General features: G+C 70.6%; 22 protein-coding genes and 1 tRNA gene. 15 read left to right on the plus strand and 8 right to left on the minus strand.

Annotated features, from left to right (window positions below; translation table 11 throughout):
• Positions 1 to 26: 26 nt before the first annotated feature.
• Entirely contained in the window at positions 27 to 1,358 is a 1,332-nt protein-coding gene (locus AB0F70_RS01830; protein WP_357442849.1) for an extracellular solute-binding protein, read from the minus strand.
• Between the two features lie 183 nt (positions 1,359 to 1,541).
• On the opposite strand from AB0F70_RS01830, the gene AB0F70_RS01835 reads away from it, so the two are divergent.
• The 7 genes from AB0F70_RS01835 (at position 1,542) to AB0F70_RS01865 (ending at position 5,684) form a co-directional block, all read left to right on the plus strand.
• Positions 1,542 to 2,501, plus strand: coding sequence for a hydroxyacid dehydrogenase (locus AB0F70_RS01835; protein ID WP_357442851.1), 960 nt, complete (start codon positions 1,542 to 1,544; stop codon positions 2,499 to 2,501).
• A gap of 56 nt (positions 2,502 to 2,557) precedes the next feature.
• Positions 2,558 to 3,148 (plus strand): dihydrofolate reductase family protein, encoded by a 591-nt coding sequence (locus tag AB0F70_RS01840; protein WP_357442854.1) that lies wholly within the window; start codon positions 2,558 to 2,560, stop codon positions 3,146 to 3,148.
• Between the two features lie 13 nt (positions 3,149 to 3,161).
• Positions 3,162 to 4,010 (plus strand): aminotransferase class IV, encoded by an 849-nt coding sequence (locus AB0F70_RS01845; protein ID WP_357442857.1) that lies wholly within the window; start codon positions 3,162 to 3,164, stop codon positions 4,008 to 4,010.
• Between the two features lie 92 nt (positions 4,011 to 4,102).
• Positions 4,103 to 4,174, plus strand: a tRNA-Val gene (locus tag AB0F70_RS01850).
• Between the two features lie 72 nt (positions 4,175 to 4,246).
• On the plus strand, positions 4,247 to 4,696 hold the full coding sequence (locus tag AB0F70_RS01855; RefSeq protein WP_357442860.1) for a hypothetical protein: 450 nt from the start codon (positions 4,247 to 4,249) through the stop codon (positions 4,694 to 4,696).
• Between the two features lie 182 nt (positions 4,697 to 4,878).
• Positions 4,879 to 5,352, plus strand: a complete 474-nt coding sequence (locus AB0F70_RS01860) for a DUF6232 family protein (RefSeq protein WP_357442862.1) — start codon at positions 4,879 to 4,881, stop codon at positions 5,350 to 5,352.
• Positions 5,349 to 5,684, plus strand: a complete 336-nt coding sequence (locus AB0F70_RS01865; RefSeq protein WP_357442865.1) for a hypothetical protein — start codon at positions 5,349 to 5,351, stop codon at positions 5,682 to 5,684. The genes AB0F70_RS01860 and AB0F70_RS01865 overlap by 4 nt, the downstream gene beginning before the upstream one ends.
• Before the next feature lie 222 nt (positions 5,685 to 5,906).
• Here the strand turns inward: AB0F70_RS01865 and AB0F70_RS01870 are convergent, their stop codons facing one another.
• Positions 5,907 to 6,806: an alpha/beta hydrolase gene (locus tag AB0F70_RS01870; protein WP_357442868.1), complete on the minus strand. Its 900-nt coding sequence runs from the start codon at positions 6,804 to 6,806 to the stop codon at positions 5,907 to 5,909.
• A gap of 182 nt (positions 6,807 to 6,988) precedes the next feature.
• Here AB0F70_RS01870 and AB0F70_RS01875 point away from each other — a divergent pair, with 182 nt between their 5' ends.
• Positions 6,989 to 8,656: a beta-1,3-glucanase family protein gene (locus tag AB0F70_RS01875; protein ID WP_357442871.1), complete on the plus strand. Its 1,668-nt coding sequence runs from the start codon at positions 6,989 to 6,991 to the stop codon at positions 8,654 to 8,656.
• Positions 8,657 to 8,800: 144 nt separating this feature from the next.
• A complete protein-coding gene (locus AB0F70_RS01880; protein WP_357442874.1) occupies positions 8,801 to 9,238 on the plus strand; it encodes a protein-tyrosine phosphatase family protein in 438 nt (145 codons plus the stop codon).
• A gap of 121 nt (positions 9,239 to 9,359) precedes the next feature.
• Here AB0F70_RS01880 and gap read toward each other — a convergent pair whose 3' ends face one another.
• From gap to AB0F70_RS01895, 3 genes are all read right to left on the minus strand, one after another.
• Entirely contained in the window at positions 9,360 to 10,358 is a 999-nt protein-coding gene (gene gap, locus AB0F70_RS01885) for a type I glyceraldehyde-3-phosphate dehydrogenase (RefSeq protein WP_357442877.1), read from the minus strand.
• Positions 10,359 to 10,478: 120 nt separating this feature from the next.
• Positions 10,479 to 11,435, minus strand: a complete 957-nt coding sequence (locus tag AB0F70_RS01890; protein WP_357442879.1) for a helix-turn-helix domain-containing protein — start codon at positions 11,433 to 11,435, stop codon at positions 10,479 to 10,481.
• A 28-nt stretch (positions 11,436 to 11,463) separates the two neighbouring features.
• Entirely contained in the window at positions 11,464 to 12,690 is a 1,227-nt protein-coding gene (locus AB0F70_RS01895) for an FAD-dependent monooxygenase (RefSeq protein ID WP_357442882.1), read from the minus strand.
• A 173-nt stretch (positions 12,691 to 12,863) separates the two neighbouring features.
• On the opposite strand from AB0F70_RS01895, the gene AB0F70_RS01900 reads away from it, so the two are divergent.
• The gene (locus AB0F70_RS01900) at positions 12,864 to 13,796 is read left to right on the plus strand and encodes a GntR family transcriptional regulator (protein WP_357442885.1); all 933 of its coding nucleotides are present in this window, start codon (positions 12,864 to 12,866) and stop codon (positions 13,794 to 13,796) included.
• 31 nt (positions 13,797 to 13,827) lie between these two features.
• Here AB0F70_RS01900 and AB0F70_RS01905 read toward each other — a convergent pair whose 3' ends face one another.
• Complete coding sequence (locus AB0F70_RS01905) at positions 13,828 to 14,694, minus strand: LLM class flavin-dependent oxidoreductase (RefSeq protein ID WP_357442888.1); 867 nt, start codon at positions 14,692 to 14,694, stop codon at positions 13,828 to 13,830.
• A complete protein-coding gene (locus AB0F70_RS01910) occupies positions 14,694 to 15,272 on the minus strand; it encodes a GNAT family N-acetyltransferase (protein WP_357442891.1) in 579 nt (192 codons plus the stop codon). The genes AB0F70_RS01905 and AB0F70_RS01910 overlap by 1 nt, the downstream gene beginning before the upstream one ends.
• Positions 15,273 to 15,365: 93 nt before the next feature.
• On the opposite strand from AB0F70_RS01910, the gene AB0F70_RS01915 reads away from it, so the two are divergent.
• The 4 genes from AB0F70_RS01915 to AB0F70_RS01930 all read left to right on the plus strand — a co-directional run bounded on the left by AB0F70_RS01915 (position 15,366) and on the right by AB0F70_RS01930 (position 18,803).
• Positions 15,366 to 15,689, plus strand: coding sequence for a DUF2277 domain-containing protein (locus tag AB0F70_RS01915; protein ID WP_357442893.1), 324 nt, complete (start codon positions 15,366 to 15,368; stop codon positions 15,687 to 15,689).
• Between the two features lie 134 nt (positions 15,690 to 15,823).
• Positions 15,824 to 17,191 carry a cystathionine beta-synthase gene (locus AB0F70_RS01920; RefSeq protein WP_357442896.1) on the plus strand — a complete coding sequence of 456 codons (1,368 nt, stop codon included), beginning with the start codon at positions 15,824 to 15,826 and terminating at the stop codon, positions 17,189 to 17,191.
• Positions 17,192 to 17,273: 82 nt separating this feature from the next.
• Positions 17,274 to 18,440, plus strand: a complete 1,167-nt coding sequence (locus tag AB0F70_RS01925) for a cystathionine gamma-synthase (RefSeq protein ID WP_357442899.1) — start codon at positions 17,274 to 17,276, stop codon at positions 18,438 to 18,440.
• A gap of 117 nt (positions 18,441 to 18,557) precedes the next feature.
• Positions 18,558 to 18,803, plus strand: a complete 246-nt coding sequence (locus AB0F70_RS01930) for a hypothetical protein (RefSeq protein ID WP_357443585.1) — start codon at positions 18,558 to 18,560, stop codon at positions 18,801 to 18,803.
• Between the two features lie 95 nt (positions 18,804 to 18,898).
• On the opposite strand, the gene AB0F70_RS01935 is transcribed toward AB0F70_RS01930, so the two are convergent.
• Positions 18,899 to 19,144 (minus strand): hypothetical protein, encoded by a 246-nt coding sequence (locus AB0F70_RS01935; protein WP_133249715.1) that lies wholly within the window; start codon positions 19,142 to 19,144, stop codon positions 18,899 to 18,901.
• A 141-nt stretch (positions 19,145 to 19,285) separates the two neighbouring features.
• Between AB0F70_RS01935 and glgX the strand changes: the two genes are divergently transcribed.
• On the plus strand, positions 19,286 to 21,412 hold the full coding sequence (gene glgX, locus AB0F70_RS01940) for a glycogen debranching protein GlgX (protein ID WP_357442902.1): 2,127 nt from the start codon (positions 19,286 to 19,288) through the stop codon (positions 21,410 to 21,412).
• Positions 21,413 to 21,427: the final 15 nt, after the last annotated feature.

Genomic DNA, 21,427 nt, shown 5'->3' on the forward strand with positions numbered 1-21,427 from the left:
GCGTCCTCCCCTCGTGGATCAGCGGCTCACTCGGCGACGGTGTAGGAGATGCCCTTGGCGTCCAGGTCGGAGACGACGAACGCCTGGACCGCCTCGAGGGCTTCGGCGAGGGTGATCTCGCCGGCTACCGCCTTGCCCCACTGGTCCTGCAGCTCGGGGAACCAGGCGTCGTAGTTCGGGCCGAGCTCGAACTTGCCGATCACGCGCTCCTGGGCCGCGACGATCTCCTCGCCCGCGACCTTGTCGTCGACGAAGAAGTCCTTCGGGACCACCTCTTCGACATAGGGGGACGCGTCGGGGATCTGGACGGGGAACCCGACGGCGCCGGTCTCCTTGTTCCGCCCGGCCTCGATCGCCTCGGGCGTGGTGAGCCAGTCGGAGAAGGCCACCGCCGCTTCCGGGTTCTCGCAGCCCTCCGGCACGAACGACGGGAGCGTGCGGCCCGGGGTGACGGGCTCCGCGGCGTCCGAGAACTGCGGGATCGGGTGCGCCGACCAGTCGCCCGCCGAGTCGGGGAACCCGGTCTGGTAGCCGGTGAGCGACCACCACTGCGTGGTCGTGGACGCCATCTTGCCCGAGTCGAAGTACTCGAGCAGCGCCGGCTTGTCCATGTACGTCTGGTTGGAGACCAGGTCCTCGTCGATGAGCGGCTGGATCACGTCGGCCGCCGCCAGCGTGTGCTCGTCGGTGAAGTTCACCACCCACTGGTCGCCGTCGATGGCGAACCACTCGGCGCCCGCCTGCTGGGCCAGGTTCATCAGGATGCTGGGGTCCTCGCCGGCCAGGTTCGTCACGTCGACGCCGTGCTTCTTCAGCTCGCGACCCGCCTCGACGAACTCGTCCCAGGTGGCCGGCACCTCGACGTCGTACTTGTCGAACGTCTTCTGGTTCACGATGTAGAACTGGCCGTCGGAACCGCTCGGCAGCCCGAAGTACCGGCCGTCGACCTGCGCGGCGGCGAGGGCGCCCTCGTTGTACAGGTCGGCGGAGGCCTCTACCTGCTCGCTGATGTCCTGCGCCCAGCCGTTGACGACCATCGTCGTCAGCGGGGCGAAGCCCTGCACCAGGCACGGGACGCCGGACCCGGCCTCCATGGCGTTCTGGAAGTTGGTCTGGGTGGCGGTGTTGCTGGCCTGCAGCACGTACTCGACGGTGACGTCGTCCTGGGCCTCGTTGAACGCCTCGGCGATCTGCTTGCCGGTCTCGGCGTTCCAGCCCCAGACCTCGATCGTTGCCGGGCCTGCGGCGTCGCCCTCGGAGCCGGTGGCGGGCGCGTCGCCGGCCGAGCAGGCACTCAGGCTGGTCAGCGCCGTGACGGCGAGGCCGGCGGTCGCCCAGCGGGCGCGTGTTCTGATCATGGCTCTCCCCTTTGAGAAGTACTCGTCCTTGAGCTGCGTCGGGATCGACGCAGGAAAACGTTCTCAGGTTAGCGATCTGCCCCCGGGTGTCAAGCAGCTGTCTCATTTCCGGCGGCGCGACTCCCTGGGGCTTCCCTGCACCGCGGGACAACGTTATCCTGCTTGCCGGACCAGGAGGTAGAGATGGAACCACTCAACGTCGTGCTCACCATGCGACCGGCGGCGCTCGCCGAACGCCTCTTCGACGACGCGGCCCACCGCCGGCTCGCGGCGGTGGCGCAGGTGTGGCCGGAGGTGCTCGAGGAGCTCACCACGCCGGACGCGGCGAAGGCGCTGGAGCACTGCGACGTGCTCGTCACCGGCTGGGGCGCCGGCTTCCTCACCGACGCCGTGATGGCCGCGGCGGCCCGGCTGCGCGCCGTCGTGCATACCGGCGGCAGCGCGGCCGGGCTGCTCGGCCCCGCGGCCCGCGAGCGCCGGATGACGCTGACCGACGCCCGCGCGGCGAACGGGCGGCCGGTGGCCGAGCTCACGCTCGCGCTCATCCTGCTGGCGGGCAAGCAGACGCTGCCCTCCGCGCGGCTCTACGCCGAGCGGCGCGCGTTCATCGACCGGGAGGGGGCGTTCCCGCAGGCGGGTAACCACGGGCGCCGAGTAGGCATCGTGGGCGCCTCGTGCATCGGCCGGCAGACCATCGAGCTGCTGCGCCCCTTCGACCTGGCCGTGTCGGTCTTCGACCCCTACCTGAGCGACGACGACGCCCGCGACCTCGGCGTCCGCAAGGTCGAGCTCGACGAGCTGATGGCCACGTGCACGGTGATCTCGGTCCACGCGCCCGACGTCCCGGAGACCCTGCGGATGATCGACGCGCGCCGGCTCGCCCTCCTGCCCGACGGTGCCACGCTGATCAACACGGCACGCGGCGCCCTCGTCGACACGGACGCGCTCGTCGCCGAGCTGACCACCGGCCGGATCGACGCGGTCCTCGACGTCACCGAGCCCGAGCCGCTGCCGGCGGACCACCCGCTGTGGAGCCTGCCGAACGTGCTGCTCACGCCGCACATCGCCGGCTCGATGGGCAACGAGCTGAGCCGGCTCGGCGACAACGCGGTAGCGGAGATCGAGCGCCTCGCCCGGTGGTAGGACGCCGGTGGCGCACCGACCGATGAGTTCTCCGGGCCTCCGCCGTCGGACGGGGCATGGGAATCGTGAAAGCAGACCTCGCAGTTTCGATCGACGGCTACTCCGCAGGGAACGACCAGTCGTTGGAGCACCCGTTCGGGGCGCTCGCCGGCGAGCGCCTGCACACCTGGATGTTCGGGTACGGGGACGCGCACAAGGCCGAGGTGGACGCCATCGTCGGCTCGGGCGCATACATCATGGGGCGGAACATGTTCACCGCCGGCCGCGGGCCGTGGGACCTGGAGTGGACGGGCTGGTGGGGCGACAACCCCCCGTACCACGCGCCCGTCTTCGTCCTCACCAACCACGCCCGCGACCCGATCACGATGGAGGGCGGCACCACCTTCCACTTCGTCACCGACGGCATAGAGAGCGCCCTGGAGCAGGCTCGCGCGGTCGCAGGCGACGGCGACATCTCCATCGCCGGCGGCGCGACGACGCTCAACGAGTACCTCGCCGCCGGCCACGTCGACGAGCTGCGGCTGCACATCGTGCCGTTCACGCTCGGCTCGGGCACCCGCGTGTTCGACGGCGTGCCGCCCATCGAGTTCAGCTCCACCTCCGTGCGGCACACGCCCGAGGTCACACACCTGACCATGCGGCGGTGACAGACTGGTCCGCATGACGGTCATCTGGACAGAGGGGCGTTTGGTCGCCCCGGACGAGGCCGCGCTGAGCGCGGTCGACCACGGCATCACCGTCGGGGACGGCGTCTTCGAGACCTGCGCCGTCCTCGCCGGGCACGCGTTCGCACTGACGCGACATCTCGCGCGGCTGGAACGCTCGGCGGCGGGCATGGGCATGGCGCCCCTCGACCTGCGCTGGGTGCGCAGCGGCGTCGACGCCGTCCTCGCCGCCGCACCCGACGCCGGTCGCCTGCGCATCACGGTGACCGACGGTGTCGGGCCGCTCGGCTCCGGGCGGTCCGACGGGCCGCAGACGGTGATCGTCGCGGCGACCCCCGCCGTCGTCGTGCCGACCGGACGGGCCGCACGCTCCCCCTGGACACGCAACGAGAACAGCGCGGTCGCGGGCCTCAAGACGACGTCCTACGCCGAGAACGTCGTGGCGCTCGCCGACGCGATCAAGAAGGGCGCCGACGAGTCGGTGTTCGCGAACACGCAGGGCCTGCTGTGCGAGGGCACCGGCTCGAACGTGTTCCTGGAGCTCGACGGCGAGCTCGTCACACCCCCGCTCAGCGTGGGCTGCCTGGCTGGGATCACGCGTGAGCTGCTGCTCGAGTGGGGTGCCGAGGCGGGTATGCCCGTGCGCGAGGCCAAGGACGGCGAGCTGCCGTTCGCGGTGCTCGACCGGGTGGCGGCAGGCGAGGCGCAGATGCTGCTGACCGGATCGGTGCGGAACGTGCAGCCGACCGTGTGGCTGGACGGCGTCGACCTGCAGATCGGCGAGCTGTCGAGCGCCGCGCGCGACCTGTTCGAGCGGAACATGCGGGAGCGGCTCGATCCCTGAGCCGGGCTTGCACCGAGCTGGCGATTGGATTTCGCATCCGCGCTCGAACCAGGCTAATATCGTCCACGCACGCCCTAGCGGGTGAGCAGCACGGGCGATTGGCGCAGGGGTAGCGCGCTTCGTTCACACCGAAGAGGTCACTGGTTCGATCCCAGTATCGCCCACCGTGCAGAAAGGCCCTCCATCCAGCGGAAACGCTGAGCGGGGGGCCTTTCGCGTGCTGCAGGTGGCGACCGGTGATCGGGGTTGCTGCACTAACTGCTGTATTGCGGCGGGCGTCGCAGTACAGCCTTGACGCCGCCTGCGACCACCGTGGCCCCGCCCGCGCATCGCACGACACTACGGCCTCGGTCACCGCGCTCTGCACGGTCTTCGCCTACTTCCCGGGCGCACTGCTTCGCCGGGGCTGGACGCCGATCGTTTGTGGGCTGCTGCTGACCGCGATCCCCTACGTCGTCGCGACGAACCCGCTCCTGCCGGACGAGGTGGACCGGTGGATCCTCCGCCTGACCCCGGCCGCGGCTTTCGCGGTCCAGCAGACCGGCGTCGAGTACGCACAGGTCGTGGCCCACTTCGCTCCCTCGAACGGCTACTTCCCGCTGCCCGCGTGGGCCGGCTTGGCAGTCCTCGGCGCGTACCTCGTGGTGGCCTGGTGGGCGGCGGTAGTGCGGCGGCCGGCCCGATAGCGGGGCCCGGCGTCGTGGTAGTTGCGCGGTTGGACAGGAACGGGAAATCCTTGCACACACCCGATAGAACATGAATTACACCGATATCTGTCCACATCAGTCACGGGCTGGTAACTTGCCGTTTCTGCTCACCCAATTCGTCAGTCTTGGTTGCGTGCAGAATGAGAGACTGGAGAAATTCGTTGGCAGAAGCAACCACTGACATACGTATCACCAACCAGATGCTCGTCATCGGTCCCAGCACATACCCCCTCCGGGGGATCACTGAGATCACAGACCTCGACGTCATACCCAAGGTCAACTGGTTCAAGGCCGGCGCTTGGCTTGCGCTGTGGATCTTCGTCATCATCGTGACCGCGGCCTGGCCGCCCCCGTTCCCATTCGTGGGCTGGATCGGCCTCATCGCGCTCGCCGGTCTTGTCGTCTGGATCTACAACCAGCCCGAGACGGCACAGCTGTCCGTAGCAACGGCAGGTACCAACAGGGTGTCGGTCGTATCCGAAGACAAACGCGCAATCCGGCGGCTCGCCGAAAATCTCATCGAGGCGCTCGACAATCCCCAGGCGGAGTATGCCGTGACGATTCCCGTAGTGAACAATTTCGGTGACACCATCGTGCAGAATGGCGCCAACAACATCGGAAAGCTCATCAAGTGAGCACCACACCAGGAACCGGCGACCACATCGAGCAACACGGGACCGGGCACATCGGCAAGATCGTCGGCCAGGTATTTCAAGGCGACGCGTACTTTCTTCAATCGCAGGCGCTGACATTCGCACAGGAGCTTCGTCAGCATGCGACACCCACCGATGCGCAGGAACTCAGTGCCGCGCTCGACATCGCCACCTCACCAACTGCAAGCTCAGAAGAAAAGGGGCGTGCCCGTGCGCGCGCGACTGCGGTCGCACAGCGAATCGGAACCGTTGCCCCGCAGATGCTCGGAACGGCCAACCAGCTGATCAACCTGCTTGGTCAACTGCCGATCTGACTGGTCCATGGCGGACGGGCCGGCCGGTGCCGCCGTTCCTGCCGCGTGAGGGGTCGTCCGATTCACGGGCATAACGGGCTCCTGGAAGAAGCAGGCGTATCGCCCGCCGCAAGAGAAGGCCCTCCAACCAGCGGAAACGCTGAGCGGGGGGCCTTTCGCACTCCTGCGGGAACGACCGGGCAACCCTTGAGCCACCCCGATCCCGACGTCGATCTGCCGCCGTCAGTCAGACACCTCGACTGCGACGTTCCTGACGAAGTCCCCCATCACCGCCGCGCACTCCGGCCAGTGGGTCTCCAGCAGCATGTGCCCGGCGTCGTACACGTGCATCTCCAGCCGGTCGAGCACCCGGGCGTAACCCATGATCTCGGCCAGGTCGAAGTACGTGTCGTGGCGACCCCACAGCACCAGGCACGGCGGCTGGTGGGTCCGGTGATAGTCGGCGATCTCGTCGAACCGGGCGACGTGGCTCGCATAGTCGCGGAACAGCTCGAACTGGGCCTCCAGGTTGCCGGGCCGCGATATCCGCCCCCAGTCCAGGTGCCACGACTCGGGCGGCTGGAGCACACGCACCCGGTCCGGCAGGCCGCTCGTGTACTCGTCGCGGACACCCTCGTAGTTGAGCCATTCGGGCAGGCGGGCCCGGTTCTCCTCCGACGGGTCGGCCCAGAACGCGCGGGCGCTGTCCCACTGGCTGCCCAGGCCGTCGTCGTGCGCGTTGCCGTTCTGGACGATGAGCCCGAGGATCCGTTCGGGGTGCCGCGTGGCGAGGTAGTAGCCGACGGGGGCGCCGAAGTCGTGCAGGTACACGAAGAACCTGTCGACCCCGATCCGCTCCAGGAACGCCTCTACGGTGTCCGCGAGACGCGCGAACGTGTACGCGTACTCATCGACGCCCGGCGAGGCCGAGAAGCCGAAGCCCGGCAGGTCCGGCGCCACCACCCGGCTCACCTCGGCCAGCGGCGACATCACGTGCCGGAAGAGGTGCGACGAGCTCGGGAAGCCGTGCAGCAACAGCACGCAGGGCCGGCCCGGAGCGTCCGAGACCCCCGCCTCCCGGTAGACGATCTCGAGCCCGTCGACGTCGATCGTGCGGTGGCGCGGCTTGCTGGTCACCTTCATGGGACCACTCCTCGGTGAGTCCTCGGTTGGTCGAAGTCCACTTCGATCGAGGCTAACCGGACCGCCGTCGACTCACGAGATCGCGCCCGGCTAGTGACATAGGCAGGAATCCTCACTAATATCCGTTCTGCTGCTGACAGTCCCGTAAGTACAACGACGTACCACGGACCGAGGAGGTCCCCATGTCACGAACACGGTCACGCACTCGAAGGCCCAGGCTCCGCAGGCTGGTGAACGCGATAGCCGCGTTCGGCGCGCTCGCCATCACCGCCACCGCACTCGTCGTCACCCAGCCCGAACCCGCCGCCGCCGTCCCCGCGACGATCCCCCTGACCATCACCAACGACTCCGGCCGTGGCGACCAGGTCTTCATCTACGTCCTGGGCGACCCGCACACGGGCCGGCTCGGCTGGTCCGACGCCGGGGGCGCGTTCCACCCCTGGCCCACCGTCGGCGGGACGCCGGTCGACGCCCCCGACGCCGCCATCGCCGGCCCGGCGGACGGGCAGTCGAAGACCATCCAGCTGCCGAAGATGTCCGGCCGGGTCTACTTCTCCTACGGCAGCAAGCTCTCGTTCAAGGTCGTCAACGACGGCCGCCTCGTCCAGCCGGCGGTGCAGAACCCGAGCGACCCGAACCGCAACAAGCTGTTCAGCTGGACCGAGTTCACGCTCAACGACTCCGGCCTGTGGATCAACAGCACCCAGGTCGACTTCCTCTCGGCCCCGTACCAGACGGGCCTGCGCAAGGCGGACGGCGCGGTGATCAGCACCGGGATGCTCAAGCCCGACGGTTACCAGAACGTCGTCAACGCGCTGGCCGGCACACCCGGCTGGAACAACCTCGCGCAGCGCGCCCCCGACGGCTCTCTGCTCCGCGTCCTCGCGCCCGGCCACGCCATCGGGACCGGGCAGATCGACACGAACATCCTGGCCGGCTACATCGACCGGGTCTGGGCCAAGTACTCAGGCGAGAACCTCACCGTCGCGCCCTACTCCTACGACCCGGCTGCCCGGTTCACGGGCCGCGTGGTGAACGGCGTCATGCGGTTCACGAACGCCTCGGGCGCGTACGTCACGGAGTTCCGCAAGCCGTCGAGCGACTCGGTCTTCGGCTGCTACAAGGATCTGGCCGCCCCGAACAACGACATCGGAGCCATCGCCCGCACCCTGTGCGCCGGCTTCCACCGCTCGACGCTCCTGACGACGACCACGCAGCCCGGCACCAGCACCTCGGGCTTCTACCAGGAGTCCGTCACCGACTACTACTCCAAGTACATCCACCAGCAGATGGCGAACGGCAAGGCCTACGGCTTCGCGTTCGACGACGTCCTGGCCCAGGAGTCCCTGGTGCACGACGGCAACCCGTCCGCCGCCTACATCCAGCTCGACCCGTTCCAGGGTACGGCGACGCCCATCGCGGGGTCCGACGGCGGCGGGGGCGACGGCGGCGCTTCGACCCTCCCGGTGGGCAGTGGGCCAGTGCGGGCCGCCAACGGCATGTGCATCGACGTGCCGTGGGCCGACTCGGCCGACGGGAACCCGCTCCAGATCGTCAACTGCAGCGGCAACGCCGCCCAGACGTGGGCCCGGTCGGGCTCCACGCTGAGCGCGCTCGGCAAGTGCATCGACGTGTCGGGCGGCAGCACGGCCGACGGCGCCGTCGTGCAGCTGTGGACCTGCAACGGGACCGGCGCGCAGAGCTGGACGTACCAGGCTGCCTCCCGGGCGGTGGTGAACCCGCAGTCGGGCAAGTGCCTGACGGCGGCCGGTGGCGCTCCCCTACGCGACGGTCAGCGACTCGAGATCCGCGCCTGCTCCGGCGCGGAGACGCAGCGCTGGACGTTCTAGGTCCTCGGTGGTCGAGGGGAATCGGTGGTCGAGCTTGTCGAGGCCTGGGGGTCTCGACAAGCTCGGCCAACGGCCGCAACGCTCTGAGCAGAAACCGCACCAGCGCCCGGCACTTGTCGGTACACGGCTCACTACGCTGGGGCGATGAACCAGTGGGACATGACCGACGGCGTCGTCGAGCTGCCCGACGGCAGGCGGGTTCGCGGCACGGGGCTGCGCCGTCCGCGCCGGGACTCGCCCGCCCCGGACTTCGCCGTCTACCTGCTCGGCCGCGACCCGCAGGTGCCCGACTGGGAGTACCGGTGGGTCCGCTGGCGCGACTTCCGCCTGCCCGACTCGACGGACCAGGCCGTGGCGGCGCTCCAGGAAGCTCACACGCGCACGGAGTCCGAACGGGTCGAGATCGCCTGTGGGGGCGGGGTCGGCAGGACCGGTACGGCGCTGGCGCTCCTCGCCATCATGAGCGGAGTGTCACCCGACGACGCCGTGTCGTGGGTCCGCGAGAACTACAAGCCGCGCGCCGTGGAGACCCGGCGGCAGAAGCGCTGGGTGGCGGACAACGCGGCGTCGGTCGTTCCCTGAGGCCGGCGCCGGGGAAGCACCACATCGGCGGGGTGTGTTGCGGAGAGTAACCGCTGTCTACGCAGAGCAACACATCCCGCGGAGTAGTAGTCACCCCGGGACCCCAACGCCGACGATCCGGTCAGCCGCGCGCGAGCAGCTCCAGCGTGTCGATCACGCGGTTGGAGAAGCCCCACTCGTTGTCGTACCAGGCCACCACCTTGACGTGCTTGCCATCGACGCGGACCAGCGCGGCGTCGAAGATGGCGGACGCCGCCTCCCCCGTGATGTCGCTGGAGACCAGCGGCTCGTCGGAGTAGTCGAGGATGCCCTTGAGCTTGCCGTCGGCCGCGGTTCGGTAGGCCGCGAGGACGTCGTCGCGGGTGACCTCGCGCTCGACCGTCGTGTTGAGCTCCACGAGGGAGCCGACCGGCACGGGTACGCGGATCGAGTCACCCGAGAGCTTGCCGTTCAGGTTCGGCAGCACCAGGCCGATCGCCTTGGCCGCACCCGTCGTCGTGGGTGCGATGTTGACGGCGGCGGCGCGGGCCCTGCGCAGGTCGCGGTGCGGGCCGTCCTGCAGGTTCTGCTCCTGGGTGTAGGCGTGCACGGTGGTCATGAAGCCGTGCTCGATCCCTGCCAGGTCGTCCAGGACGGCGGCCAGCGGGGCCAGCGCGTTCGTGGTGCACGAGGCGTTCGAGACGATCACGTGCCGGTCCGGGTCGTAGACGTCGGTGTTCACGCCGTAGGCGAGCGTGACGTCGGCCCCGGCCGAGGGCGCGCTGACCAGCACCCGCCGGGCGCCGGCGTCGATGTGCGCGCGGGCGGCGTCCGCGGAGGTGAACCGGCCGGTGGCCTCGAGCACTATGTCGACGCCGAGCTCCGCCCACGGCAGCTTGGCGGGCTCGCGCTCGCCGAGCACCTTGATGCGGCGGCCGTCGACGACGAGCTCGTCGCCGTCGACCTCGACCGAACGGCCGAGGCGGCCGAGCGCGCTGTCGTACTTGAGCAGGTGAGCGAGTGCGTCCGGGGCGGTGAGGTCGTTGATCGCGACCACCTCGAGGTCGCTGTCGCGCTCGAGCAGGGCGCGGAGGGAGTTACGGCCGATGCGGCCGAAGCCGTTGATGGCGATACGTGTCATGCCTCCATGCTCTGCCTCCCGGCGCGCCGCCGAAAGAGGCCGGAAAGCCATGGTGCGCAAACATCACGCCAGACATAAGGACACCGCCCGCAAGGATCTCGCCACCCCCCTGCCGCGTTGTCAGGCCGAGAACGTGTGCCGGTACTCCGTCGGAGACGTACCGAGGATCCGGTGGAAGTGCAGGCGCAGGTTGGCCGCGGTGCCCAGCCCCACCCGGTGCGCGATCTGCTCCACGCTCAGGTCGCTGCGCTCCAGCAGCTCCCGTGCCAGGTCCACCCGCGCCCGGAGCACCCACTGCATCGGTGTGTACCCGGTGTCCTCCACGAACCGCCGCGAGAACGTGCGCGCCGAGACCCGCGCGTTGCGCGCCAGCACGTCGAGCGTCAGCGGCTCGGCCAGACGCTCCAGCACCCAGGCGCGCGTGTCGGCGAACACGTCGCCGAGCGGTTCGGGCACGCTGCGCGGCACGTACTGCGCCTGTCCCCCGCTGCGGTACGGCGCGGCCACCAGCCTGCGGGCGACGTGGTTGGACAGCCCGACGCCGTGGTCGCGCCGCACCAGGTGCAGGCACAGGTCGATGCCGGACGCCGCACCCGCCGACGTGAGCACACCACCCTCGTCGACGAACAGCACGTTCTCGTCCACCTGGACCAGCGGATGGCGCTCGCGGAGCGCCCTCGTGTAGTGCCAGTGCGTGGTCGCGCGCTTGCCGTCGAGCAGCCCCGTCGCGGCCAGGGCGAACGCTCCGGTCGAGATGGCGGCGAGCCGGGCACCGCGGGTGTGCGCGGTCTTGAGCGCGTCGACGACGACGGCGGGCGGGTCGGCGGCAGCCGGCGTCCGGTAGCCGGGGACGAACACGGTGTCGGCCCGCTCCAGCGCGTCGAGCCCTTCGGCCACGTGGTATGACAGCCCGTCGCCGCCGGTCACGAGCCCAGGAGCCGCGCCACAGACCCGCACCTCGTAGGGCATGCTCGGCCGGTTCGAGAACACCTGCGCGGGGATGCCGACGTCGAGCGGCTTGGCGCCCTCCAGCACCAGCACGGCGATCTGGTGGTTCTTCCGGCGCGACGCTGTCACGTCTCGCATCGTAGGCCCGCCCTCAAGATCAGCGGACGGCGAGCCGCGCGTAGTCCGGCAGGTCTATCGAGTCCACCGCCTTGTCGATGCCGCCCATCATCATGCGGGCGAGCGGAGTCTTGAGCATCGCCCCCATCACCGCCGTGCGGGCCTTGATCTCGAACGTCGACGGCGGCAGGAACCCGCGAGCGCCGCCCGGGAGCTGCTTCATGTTGGCCTGGGCGTACGGCCGCATCCGGGCCTCGTACGCGGTGAAGGCCGGCTCGGGATCGCCGTCGGACCGGGCGAGCTCGCCTGCCAGCACGTACGCCCCCACCAGCGCCAGCGAGGTGCCCATCCCTGCCGAGCCCGCGGTGCAGGCGTCGCCGAGGAGTGCCACCCGGCCCCGGTGCCAGGCAGGCATCTCGATCTTCACGTGCCGGTCGAAGTAGAAGTCGTCGGCGTCCCACATCGCGTCCAGCAGGCGCGGCACCTGCCAGCCCTCGCCGGCCAGGACGTCGGCGACTATCCGCTTCTGCCCGGCGATGTCGCGCCGGTCGTAGGTCACCGGGTCGCCCGCGAAGTGCACCATGCCGCGCGCGCCGCCGTGCGCGGGGTACAGCAGCACGTTGCGGCCGCCGACGCCGTTGCCCTTCGGCATCGAGTACAGGTACTCCCAGCCGTCGAGGCCCCAGGAGTCCCGGCCGGACTCCTGGGCGCTCTCGGCGGTGAACACCGCGCGGTGGTACCCGGAGTCGACGGTCCGCCATGCGCCGTCGAACGCGAGGCGCCGCGTCGTGGAGAAGACGCCGTCCGCCCCGACGACGGCGTCGAACCGGCGGGGCGCCGACCGCTCGAAGGTGACCGCCACACCGTCGGGCCGCTGGTCGAGCGCCGTGATGCTGTCGTCGAAGACGTACTCCACACCCTCGGCGGCGTCCATGATGATGCGCATGAGGTCGCCGCGCAGGATCTCGATGTCGGCGATCACCCCGCCGGAGTGGCCGAACAGCTCCGTGGGGAGCTCGACGGTGCGGCGTCCGGCGGCGTCGAGGTAGGCGATCCCGCGCACGCCGGTGTGGGCGGCGCGCACCTGGTCGGTGATGCCCATCCGGTCCAGGACGGTGCGGCCGGCGCCGCGGACGTCGATCCCCTGGCCGCCGGGGCGGGGACCGGGGCTGCGCTCGACGACCGTGACGTCGAAGCCGTACCGGCGGAGCCAGAAGGCGAGGGCGGGTCCGGCGACGCTGGCGCCCGAGACGAGTACGTGGGTCATGGCTGCTCCCTGTTTCCAGTGGTGTTCGGTGAGGTGTTCCGTACACCGTACGAACCGTCCTATGGTGGGTAAACCACGAGGTAGTGCGGCAGGTAGTGCACCGGTCATATCCCCGGTGCGACCTGCGGAGCGCACGTCCAGAGCCCGCCGGGTGCACTAGTACAGGAGCCGCGATGTCCACCACGTACGAGCGGATCGCCGAAGAGATCCGGGCCCGGATCCGATCGGGCGAGCTGACCGCAGGTGATCCTGTCCCGTCCACGCGCCGGATCGTCGCCGAGCACGGCGTCGCCATGGCGACCGCGTCCCGGGTGCTCGACGCGCTGCGGCGGGACGGGCTCGTCGAGGTCCGGCGCGGGGTCGGCACGGTCGTCGCCGCGGGCGCGGGCGCCGGGCCTGCGGCCCGCCCCGCCCCGGTCGTCGACGACGTCGTGCGCGCGGCCATGACCGTGGCCGACGCCGAGGGCCTGGGCGGGCTCTCGATGCGGCGGATCGCCACCGACCTCGGCATCCCGACCATGTCGCTCTACCGGCACGTGCGCGGGCGTGAGGAGCTGCTCACCCGCATGCTCGACGCCGTCTACGCCTCCGCACCCCTGCCCGACCCGCTGCCCGACGGCTGGCGGGCCCGCGCCGAGACGTGCGCCCGCACGATGTGGGACGCGTTCCAGCGCCACCCGTGGGCGGCCCACGTGATGTCGATGACTCGGCCGCAGATCGTGCCGCACGGCGTGCCCCACACCGAGGCGCTGCTGGCCGCCTTCGACCGGATCCCCGGGCGGGCGTTCGACATCGACACCCGGATGCACCTGACCGTGTCGGTCTTCCAGTTCGTGCGCGGTGTGGGGGTCAGCATCGAACCCGCTCTGCTGGCCCGTCAGGACACGGGCATGACCGACGAGGAATGGATGGACCAGTCGGTCCCCGACCTCCGGGCCGTCGCGGACCCGCGCCGCTACCCCCACTTCGCCGTGGCGACGTCGACAGACGTCGACCTCACCCTCGACTCGCTCTTCGAGTTCGGCCTGGCTCGCCTGCTGGACGGCTATGCGGTCTTCCTGGGCGAGACGCAGCCGCCGCGGGCCGATCGCATGACGTCCGGCTGACGCCCGCGCCGCCGCCCGGCCGGGCCCAGGCTCAGAGCCGCGGCGGCCCGGCCTCCACGCGGCGCAGCACCGCGGCGCCGGAGTGCAGGTCGGGCGACGCGTACAGCCCGCGCTCGTCCCACCAGGTCGCCCCGGCCTCGGCCAGCGGCCCGACGACGTCGGCCGCCGCCTCCGGCGTCGTACGCCCGCCCGCGACGACGTCGTACGGGCTGCCCGACGGGCCGTCCGACGGGCGGTGCCCCGCGACGTACGCCGCGACCTCGCGGATCTCGTCCGGCGTCGGCGGGGTGCCGTGCCCGGACGCGAACAGCGGCACCACGCCGTCCCACCGCGCCGCGCGGCGGAACGGGCGGCGGTTGGGCCAGAACCCACCCACCCACACAGGCGGCCGGGGGCGCTGGACGGTCGCGGGGAGGAGCTCCACGTCCCGCACGACGTAGTGCGGCCCTGCGTGGTCGACGCGCTCCCCCGCCCAGTAGCGGCCCAGCAGGTCGAGCCCCTCGTCCAGCTTCTCGGCGAGCACCACCGGGTCGGTCTCGTCGCCGAAGCTGCCGAACTCGTCCTCGACCGGCCCGCCGAGGCCAGTGCCGAAGATCACGCGGCCGCCGCTGACGGCGTCGAGCGTCGCCACCTGCCGGGCGAGCTGTTCGGGACGCCGCCGGGCCACGGGGGTGACGAGGGTGCCCAGCCGGAGTCGCGACGTCGCGAGCGCCGCGGCGGTCAGGAGCATCCACGGGTCACCGAACGGCAGGCCGCGGCGCATCTCCTTGCTGTGCACCACGTGGTCCCAGACGAACAGGCCGTCCCAGCCGGCGTCCTCGGCGGCGCGGGCGACCCTCGCGACGGTGCGGGGATCGGCGAAGTCGCCGAAGTTGGGGATGTTCACGGAGTACCGCATCAGGCACCGACCTCCGCGGTCGTGGCCTGGGCGGCCGGCTCGCGCAGCTCGCGCCACATGATCCGCAGCCCGACGTCGCCCAGCTCGGGGTGCCGGAAGGCGCCGGGCGCGACGCCGAGCGTCACGAAGCCGAGGCTCTCGTACAGGTGGACGGCGCCCGCGTTGGTGTCGACCACTGCGTTGAACTGGATGGCGGCGAACCCGTCGCGGCGAGCCCAGGCGATCATGTCCTCGACCATGGCCCGTCCGGCGCCGGTGCCGCGCACGGCGCGGTCGACCATGATGCTGCCCGAGGCGATGTGGCTGCCCGGGCCCGGCCGGTTGGGGTACATGTTCGCGGTGCCGACCACCACGCCGTCGCGCACCGCGACGACCACCCGCACCGGGTGGTCCAGCCACGCCGCCCGGGCCTGCGCCTCGGTCATGGCGGGGTCGTAGGCGAACGTGTCGGCGGCGCGCACGACCTCGCGGACGATCGGCCAGAGGTCCGGCCAGTCCTCGGCGGTGGCCTCGCGCACGGTGGTCGCGGGCCGGACCTCGAGCGCAGAACCGGGAGCGGCGTCGGCAGAAGGTTGCATGCCCCTACCCTGCCCCACGGCCGGCCGGTGCCGCCAAGGCATACCCCTCCCGCACCCCTCCCGCGCGGACGCCGCCCGGCGTACGGTCGGAGCATGTGCCGAAACATCACGACGCTACGCGGGCTCGAGCCCCCCGCCACCGACGACGAGATCACCGCCGCCGCGCTGCAGTTCGTGCGCAAGGTCACGGGCGTGACCAAGGTGAGTGACGCCACACGCGAGCCGGTCGAGCAGGCCACGCAGGAGATCACGGAGATCGTGACGCGCCTGCTCGACGCGCTGCCGGAACGCCGTCAGCCGCCCAAGACGGTGCCTCCGCTGCGCCGCGCGGAGGTCCAGGAGCGCATCGCGCAGCGCATCAAGGAGCGCGAGGAGCACGAACGCATGCACGAGCTGGGCATCGCGCACTCGCACTGAGCGGCTCGTACCCCTACAGTTACTGTGTGCTTGCACCGCTCACCTGTTGCTGTCGCTGACCCCGGACCCATCCGTCGTCCGCGTGTATCGTCGCGCGCCCAGCAACACGTGCCCAGCAATCAGGAAGAGAACAGGTGCAGTACGCCAACTCTGTCATAGACCTCGTCGGCAACACGCCCCTCGTCCGGCTCCACCGGGTGACCGAGGGCGTCACCAGCGCGACAGTGCTCGTCAAGCTCGAGTACCTCAACCCCGGCGGCTCGTCCAAGGACCGCATCGCCGGCCGCATCATCGAGGCGGCCGAGCAGGAGGGCAAGCTCCGGCCCGGCGGCACCATCGTCGAGCCGACCTCCGGCAACACCGGGGTCGGCCTCGCGCTGGTCGCCCAGCAGCGCGGCTACCGGTGCGTCTTCGTGCTGCCCGACAAGGTGGGCAAGGACAAGCGCGACGTCCTCACCGCCTACGGCGCCGAGGTCGTCGTGACCCCGACGGCGGTCGCGCCGGACAGCCCCGAGTCGTACTACTCGGTGAGCGACCGGCTGGTCCGCGAGATCCCCGGCGCGTTCAAGCCTGACCAGTACTCCAACCCGAACGGCCCGCGCTCCCACTACGAGACGACCGGGCCCGAGATCTGGCGGGACACCGAGGGCCGGATCACCCACTTCGTGGCGGGCGTCGGCACCGGCGGCACCATCACGGGCACTGGCCGGTACCTGCGCGAGGTGTCCGACGACGCGGTGCGCATCATCGGCGCCGACCCCGAGGGTTCCGTGTACTCGGGCGGCACCGGCCGCCCGTACCTGGTCGAGGGTGTCGGCGAGGACTTCTGGCCGACCGCCTACGACCCCACCGTCCCCCACGAGATCATCGCCGTGGACGACGCCGAGTCGTTCGCGATGACCCGGCGCCTGGCGCGCGAGGAGGGCATCCTGGTGGGCGGGTCCAGCGGCATGGCCGTCGTCGCCGCGCTGCGCGCCGCCCGCGACCTCGGCCCGGACGACGTGGTGGTGGTCCTCCTGCCCGACGGCGGCCGCGGCTACCTCGCCAAGATCTTCGACGACACCTGGATGCGGTCCTACGGGTTCTCGCCAGCGATCGAGGACCACACGGTCGCCGACGTCCTGGCCGCGAAGGCGGACCGCACCCCGCCCCTGGTCTTCGTGTACCGCACCGACACGGTCCGGGACGCCATCGACCGGATGACGCGCACCGGCGTCTCACAGCTGCTCGTGCTCGCCGCCGAACCACCGGTGGTGCTCGGCGAGGTGGCCGGTGCCGTGCACGAGGACGACCTGCTCGACGGCGTGTTCGCCGGCAAGGTCAACCTCTCCGACGAGGTGGGCGGGCTCATCGGCAGGCCGCTGCCGCTCGTCGGCGTCAACGAGCCCGTCGGGGCGCTGCGCGCGGCGCTCGCGACCGACGGCGCCCTGCTCGTGACCGACGGCGGCAAGGCGCTCGGCGTGGTTTCGCGCTCGGACCTGCTCGACTATCTCGCCGTCTGAGCCACCGCGCCGCCCGCTCGGGCCCGCCCCTCCCCGCACCAGCTCATCAGCTCCAGCACTGAACCTTCGAAGAGAGAGCACCATGACCGACGTCCGACCCAACCGCTTTGACACCCTCGCGATCCACGCGGGACAGCACCCCGACCCGACGACCGGCGACGCGATCCCGGCGATCCACGTCACCTCCACCTACGTGCAGGACGGCATCGGCGGGCTGCGCGGCGGGTACGAGTACTCGCGCGGAGGCAACCCGACGCGGACCTCGCTGGAGGAGCAGCTCGCGGCCATCGAGGGCGGCGCCCAGGGCATCTCGTTCGCGTCCGGCCTCGCCGCCGAGGACGCGCTGCTGCGGGCCGTGCTCGCGCCCGGGGACCACGTGCTCGTGCCGAACGACGTCTACGGCGGCACGCACCGGCTCGTCCGCACCATCCACGGCAAGGCCGGCGTGCAGCACACGACGGTGGACACCGCGGACCTCGACGCCGTACGCGCCGCGATCCGGCCCGAGTCCAAGATGCTGTGGGTCGAGACGCCGTCGAACCCGCTGATGAAGATCAGCGACATCCCCGCACTCGCCGGCTTGGCCCGGGAGGCGGGACTGCTCCTGGTCGTCGACAACACGTTCGCGTCGCCCGCCCTCCAGCGCCCGCTCGACCTCGGCGCCGACGTCGTGGTGCACTCCACGACCAAGTACCTCGGCGGGCACTCCGACGTCGTCGGCGGGGCGGTGGTCGTGGCGAACGGCGGCGAGGAGCTCGCCGAGCAGGTGCGCTACGTGCAGTTCGCCGCGGGCGCGGTGTCCAGCCCGTTCGACGCGTTCCTGACCACGCGGGGCATCAAGACCCTCTCCGTGCGGATGCAGCGCCACTCCGAGACCGCCCAGACGCTCGCGGAGCGCCTGGTCGAGCACCCCGCGGTGGCCCGCGTGCTCTACCCCGGCCTGCCCGACCACCCGGGTCACAAGACCGCCGCACACCAGATGTCGCGCTTCGGCGGCATGATCTCGCTGGAGCTGGCGGGCGGGGAGCGCGCAGCGCGCACGTTCGCCGAGTCGACTGGGGTCTTCCTGCTCGCCGAGTCGCTCGGCGGCGTCGAGTCGCTGGTCAACTACCCGAGCGAGATGACGCACGCGTCCGTACGCGGTACGGAGGCCGAGGTGTCGCCGTCGATCGTCCGCCTGTCGGTAGGCCTGGAGGACGTGACGGACCTCCTGGACGACGTCCTGCAGGCCCTCGACCGCGTCCGTTGAGTGCTGGATATCTGCCCTCTCGGAGCGCTCGGGAGGGCAAATATCACGCACTCAGCGCTTGATCTGGCGGGCGCTAGTCTGGCGGGCGTGAGCGAACACGCGCCCGTCAGCGCTGCCATGCACCGGGCCAAGGCAGATGCCCGCGCCTCCCACGTCACCGTGGGTCTCGTGCGGCATCTGGCCGGCGACCGCGAGGAGATCGACTGCTCCTGCGGCATGACGCTGACCAACGGGCCGCAGTGGTCGCTCGACGAGCACATCCGCCTGCACAGGGCAGAGGCGCGCTACCTGGCCCTGAGCCAGGTAGCGCCGGCGGGTATGCCGCGCCTCATCCCCGTGGGCCCGGAGCGGCTGCCCCGCTGACGGGAACTCTCTTTCGAGGTCTAGGTTTCTCCGCTCTGAACCGTTTCAGAGCGGAGAAACCTAGACCTCGAAAGAGAGCAAGTCCGCAGCGCCCGTCAGAGCTCCTCCGGGTCGTCCCAGGACACGCCGCTCGAGGATCCGGAGATCGGGTCGAGGGCACAGTCGGCGAGGTTGCGCGGCGCCTTGGAGGCGTCTCCTCCGCCGAGCAGGCCCCGGCGGGTTGCGGCGCGGCGGACGGCCGGCGGCGCGATACGTGCGTAGAAAGCGTTCGACTCGTCGACCAGATCGGTCGGACCTGAGTCGGCGGGCTCGGTGGCGGGCTGGGGTTCCCCCGTGATCATGAACACATTCTCGCAGAAATCGGTCCGGCCGCATATCCGCTTGGCACAGTATTTCTGATCCTCGCCAAGCCTCCACCGCGACGGCACGCCCAGCACGCAGATCTCCCCCCACCTGCCCCACCGGGGTGTGATGATCGTCGGATGCAGACCTGGCCAGGGCGCCCCTACCCCCTCGGCGCGACGTTCGACGGTACGGGTACCAACTTCGCGCTCTACTCGTCGGTCGCCCAGCAGGTGGAGCTGTGCCTGCTGGCCGACGACGACACCGAGACCCGCGTCGCCGTCACCGAGACCGATGCGCACGTGTGGCACGTCTACCTGCCCGGCGTCGGCCCCGGGACGCGGTACGGGTACCGCGTGCACGGGCCGTACGACCCGGCGTCGGGCCATCGGTGCAACCCGGCGAAGCTCCTGCTCGACCCGTACGCCAAGGCGGTGGACGGCGACCTCGACGGCGACCCGTCGCTGTTCTCGTACTCGTTCGACGACGTGGAGCAGACCACGACGGGCACCACGCCGGAGCCCTCCGACTCGCTGGGCCACACCATGGTCTCCGTGGTGGTCAACCCGTTCTTCGACTGGGGCCACGACCGCCCGCCGGCCACGCCGTACCACGAGACGGTGATCTACGAGGCGCACGTCAAGGGCCTCACGATGCGCCACCCCGACGTCCCTGACGAGCTGCGCGGCACCTATGCCGGCCTCGCCCACCCCGCGGTCATCGAGCACCTGACGAAGCTGGGCGTCACGGCGATCGAGCTGATGCCGGTGCACCAGTTCGTCACCGACCCGTCGCTCGCGGCCAAGGGCCTGACGAACTACTGGGGCTACAACACGATCGGGTTCTTCGCCCCGCACAACGGGTTCGCGGCCTACGACACGCGCGGCGGGCAGGTCATGGAGTTCAAGTCCATGGTCAAGGCGATGCACCAGGCGGGCATCGAGGTGCTGCTCGACGTCGTCTACAACCACACCGCCGAGGGCAACCAGCTGGGGCCGACCCTGAGCTTCCGCGGGATCGACAACGCCGCCTACTACCGGCTGGTCGACGGCGACGAGGCGCACTACTTCGACACCACGGGCACCGGGAACTCGCTGCTCATGCGCTCCCCCGCCGTGCTGCAGCTCATCATGGACTCGCTGCGCTACTGGGTCGAGGAGATGCACGTCGACGGGTTCCGCTTCGACCTGGCGGCCACGCTGGCCCGCCAGTTCCACGAGGTCGACCGGCTGAGCGCGTTCTTCGACATCGTGCACCAGGATCCGGTGATCTCCCAGGTCAAGCTGATCGCCGAGCCGTGGGACCTGGGCGACGGCGGCTACCAGGTGGGCGGGTTCCCGTCCCTGTGGACCGAGTGGAACGGCCGCTACCGCGACACCGTGCGCGACTTCTGGCGGGGGGAGCCCGCGACCCTGCCGGAGTTCGCCTCCCGCCTGACGGGGTCGAGCGACCTGTACGAGCACAGCGGCCGCATGCCCAGCGCGTCCATCAACTTCGTCACTGCCCACGACGGCTTCACGCTGGCCGACCTCACGTCGTACAACGAGAAGCACAACGACGCCAACGGTGAGGACAGCCAGGACGGCGAGAGCCACAACCGGTCCTGGAACTGCGGCGTCGAGGGCCCCACCGACGACCCCGAGATCAAGGAGCTGCGCGCCCGGCAGCGCCGCAACCTCCTGGTCACGCTCATGCTGAGCCAGGGCGTGCCGATGATCGCGCACGGTGACGAGCTCGGCCGCACCCAGGGGGGCAACAACAACGTCTACTGCCAGGACAACGAGCTCTCCTGGATGGACTGGGAGCTCGACGACGAGGACGCGGCGCTGCTGCAGTTCGCCCGGAAGGCGGTGCGGCTGCGTCGCGACCACCCGATCCTGCACCGCCGCCGGTTCTTCGACGGCAGCGGCACTGACGCGCTCGGGGACGTCGAGTGGCTCGACCTCACGGGCGCGCGGATGGACGACACGGACTGGCACCAGTCGTACGCCAGGACCGTCGCGGTGTTCCTGAACGGGGACGCGATCTCCGAGACCGGCGGGCGCGGCGAGCGGGTGGTCGACGACTCGTTCCTGCTGCTGCTCAACGCCCACTCCGGGGCCCTGGACTTCACTCTGCCGCCTGGTGACTACGGAAAGGCCTGGACCGTGGTGCTCGACACCGACGGCAGCGCCGAGCCCGGAACGGTGCTGGACGCCGGCACCGGGCTCACCGTGACGGGACGCAGCGTCGTGGTGCTGACCCGCCCAAGCGGAACACCGGGCTAGGCTGTCGGCCGTGAC

It is taken from the genome of Promicromonospora sp. NPDC023805 (assembly GCF_040639635.1).
GTDB lineage: Bacteria > Actinomycetota > Actinomycetes > Actinomycetales > Cellulomonadaceae > Promicromonospora.

What these genes read in the sequence shown, in the direction of transcription:
- AB0F70_RS01910 (WP_357442891.1), bottom strand. Translation starts at nt 15,272, where the DNA reads ATGCAACCTTCTGCCGACGCCGCTCCCGGTTCTGCGCTCGAGGTCCGG.
- AB0F70_RS01870 (WP_357442868.1), bottom strand. Translation starts at nt 6,806, where the DNA reads ATGAAGGTGACCAGCAAGCCGCGCCACCGCACGATCGACGTCGACGGG.
- gap (WP_357442877.1), bottom strand. Translation starts at nt 10,358, where the DNA reads ATGACACGTATCGCCATCAACGGCTTCGGCCGCATCGGCCGTAACTCC.
- AB0F70_RS01915 (WP_357442893.1), top strand. Translation starts at nt 15,366, where the DNA reads ATGTGCCGAAACATCACGACGCTACGCGGGCTCGAGCCCCCCGCCACC.
- AB0F70_RS01840 (WP_357442854.1), top strand. Translation starts at nt 2,558, where the DNA reads ATGGGAATCGTGAAAGCAGACCTCGCAGTTTCGATCGACGGCTACTCC.
- glgX (WP_357442902.1), top strand. Translation starts at nt 19,286, where the DNA reads ATGCAGACCTGGCCAGGGCGCCCCTACCCCCTCGGCGCGACGTTCGAC.
- AB0F70_RS01935 (WP_133249715.1), bottom strand. Translation starts at nt 19,144, where the DNA reads ATGATCACGGGGGAACCCCAGCCCGCCACCGAGCCCGCCGACTCAGGT.
- AB0F70_RS01905 (WP_357442888.1), bottom strand. Translation starts at nt 14,694, where the DNA reads ATGCGGTACTCCGTGAACATCCCCAACTTCGGCGACTTCGCCGATCCC.
- AB0F70_RS01875 (WP_357442871.1), top strand. Translation starts at nt 6,989, where the DNA reads ATGTCACGAACACGGTCACGCACTCGAAGGCCCAGGCTCCGCAGGCTG.
- AB0F70_RS01880 (WP_357442874.1), top strand. Translation starts at nt 8,801, where the DNA reads ATGAACCAGTGGGACATGACCGACGGCGTCGTCGAGCTGCCCGACGGC.
- AB0F70_RS01845 (WP_357442857.1), top strand. Translation starts at nt 3,162, where the DNA reads ATGACGGTCATCTGGACAGAGGGGCGTTTGGTCGCCCCGGACGAGGCC.
- AB0F70_RS01925 (WP_357442899.1), top strand. Translation starts at nt 17,274, where the DNA reads ATGACCGACGTCCGACCCAACCGCTTTGACACCCTCGCGATCCACGCG.
- AB0F70_RS01930 (WP_357443585.1), top strand. Translation starts at nt 18,558, where the DNA reads ATGCACCGGGCCAAGGCAGATGCCCGCGCCTCCCACGTCACCGTGGGT.
- AB0F70_RS01895 (WP_357442882.1), bottom strand. Translation starts at nt 12,690, where the DNA reads ATGACCCACGTACTCGTCTCGGGCGCCAGCGTCGCCGGACCCGCCCTC.
- AB0F70_RS01835 (WP_357442851.1), top strand. Translation starts at nt 1,542, where the DNA reads ATGGAACCACTCAACGTCGTGCTCACCATGCGACCGGCGGCGCTCGCC.
- AB0F70_RS01900 (WP_357442885.1), top strand. Translation starts at nt 12,864, where the DNA reads ATGTCCACCACGTACGAGCGGATCGCCGAAGAGATCCGGGCCCGGATC.
- AB0F70_RS01830 (WP_357442849.1), bottom strand. Translation starts at nt 1,358, where the DNA reads ATGATCAGAACACGCGCCCGCTGGGCGACCGCCGGCCTCGCCGTCACG.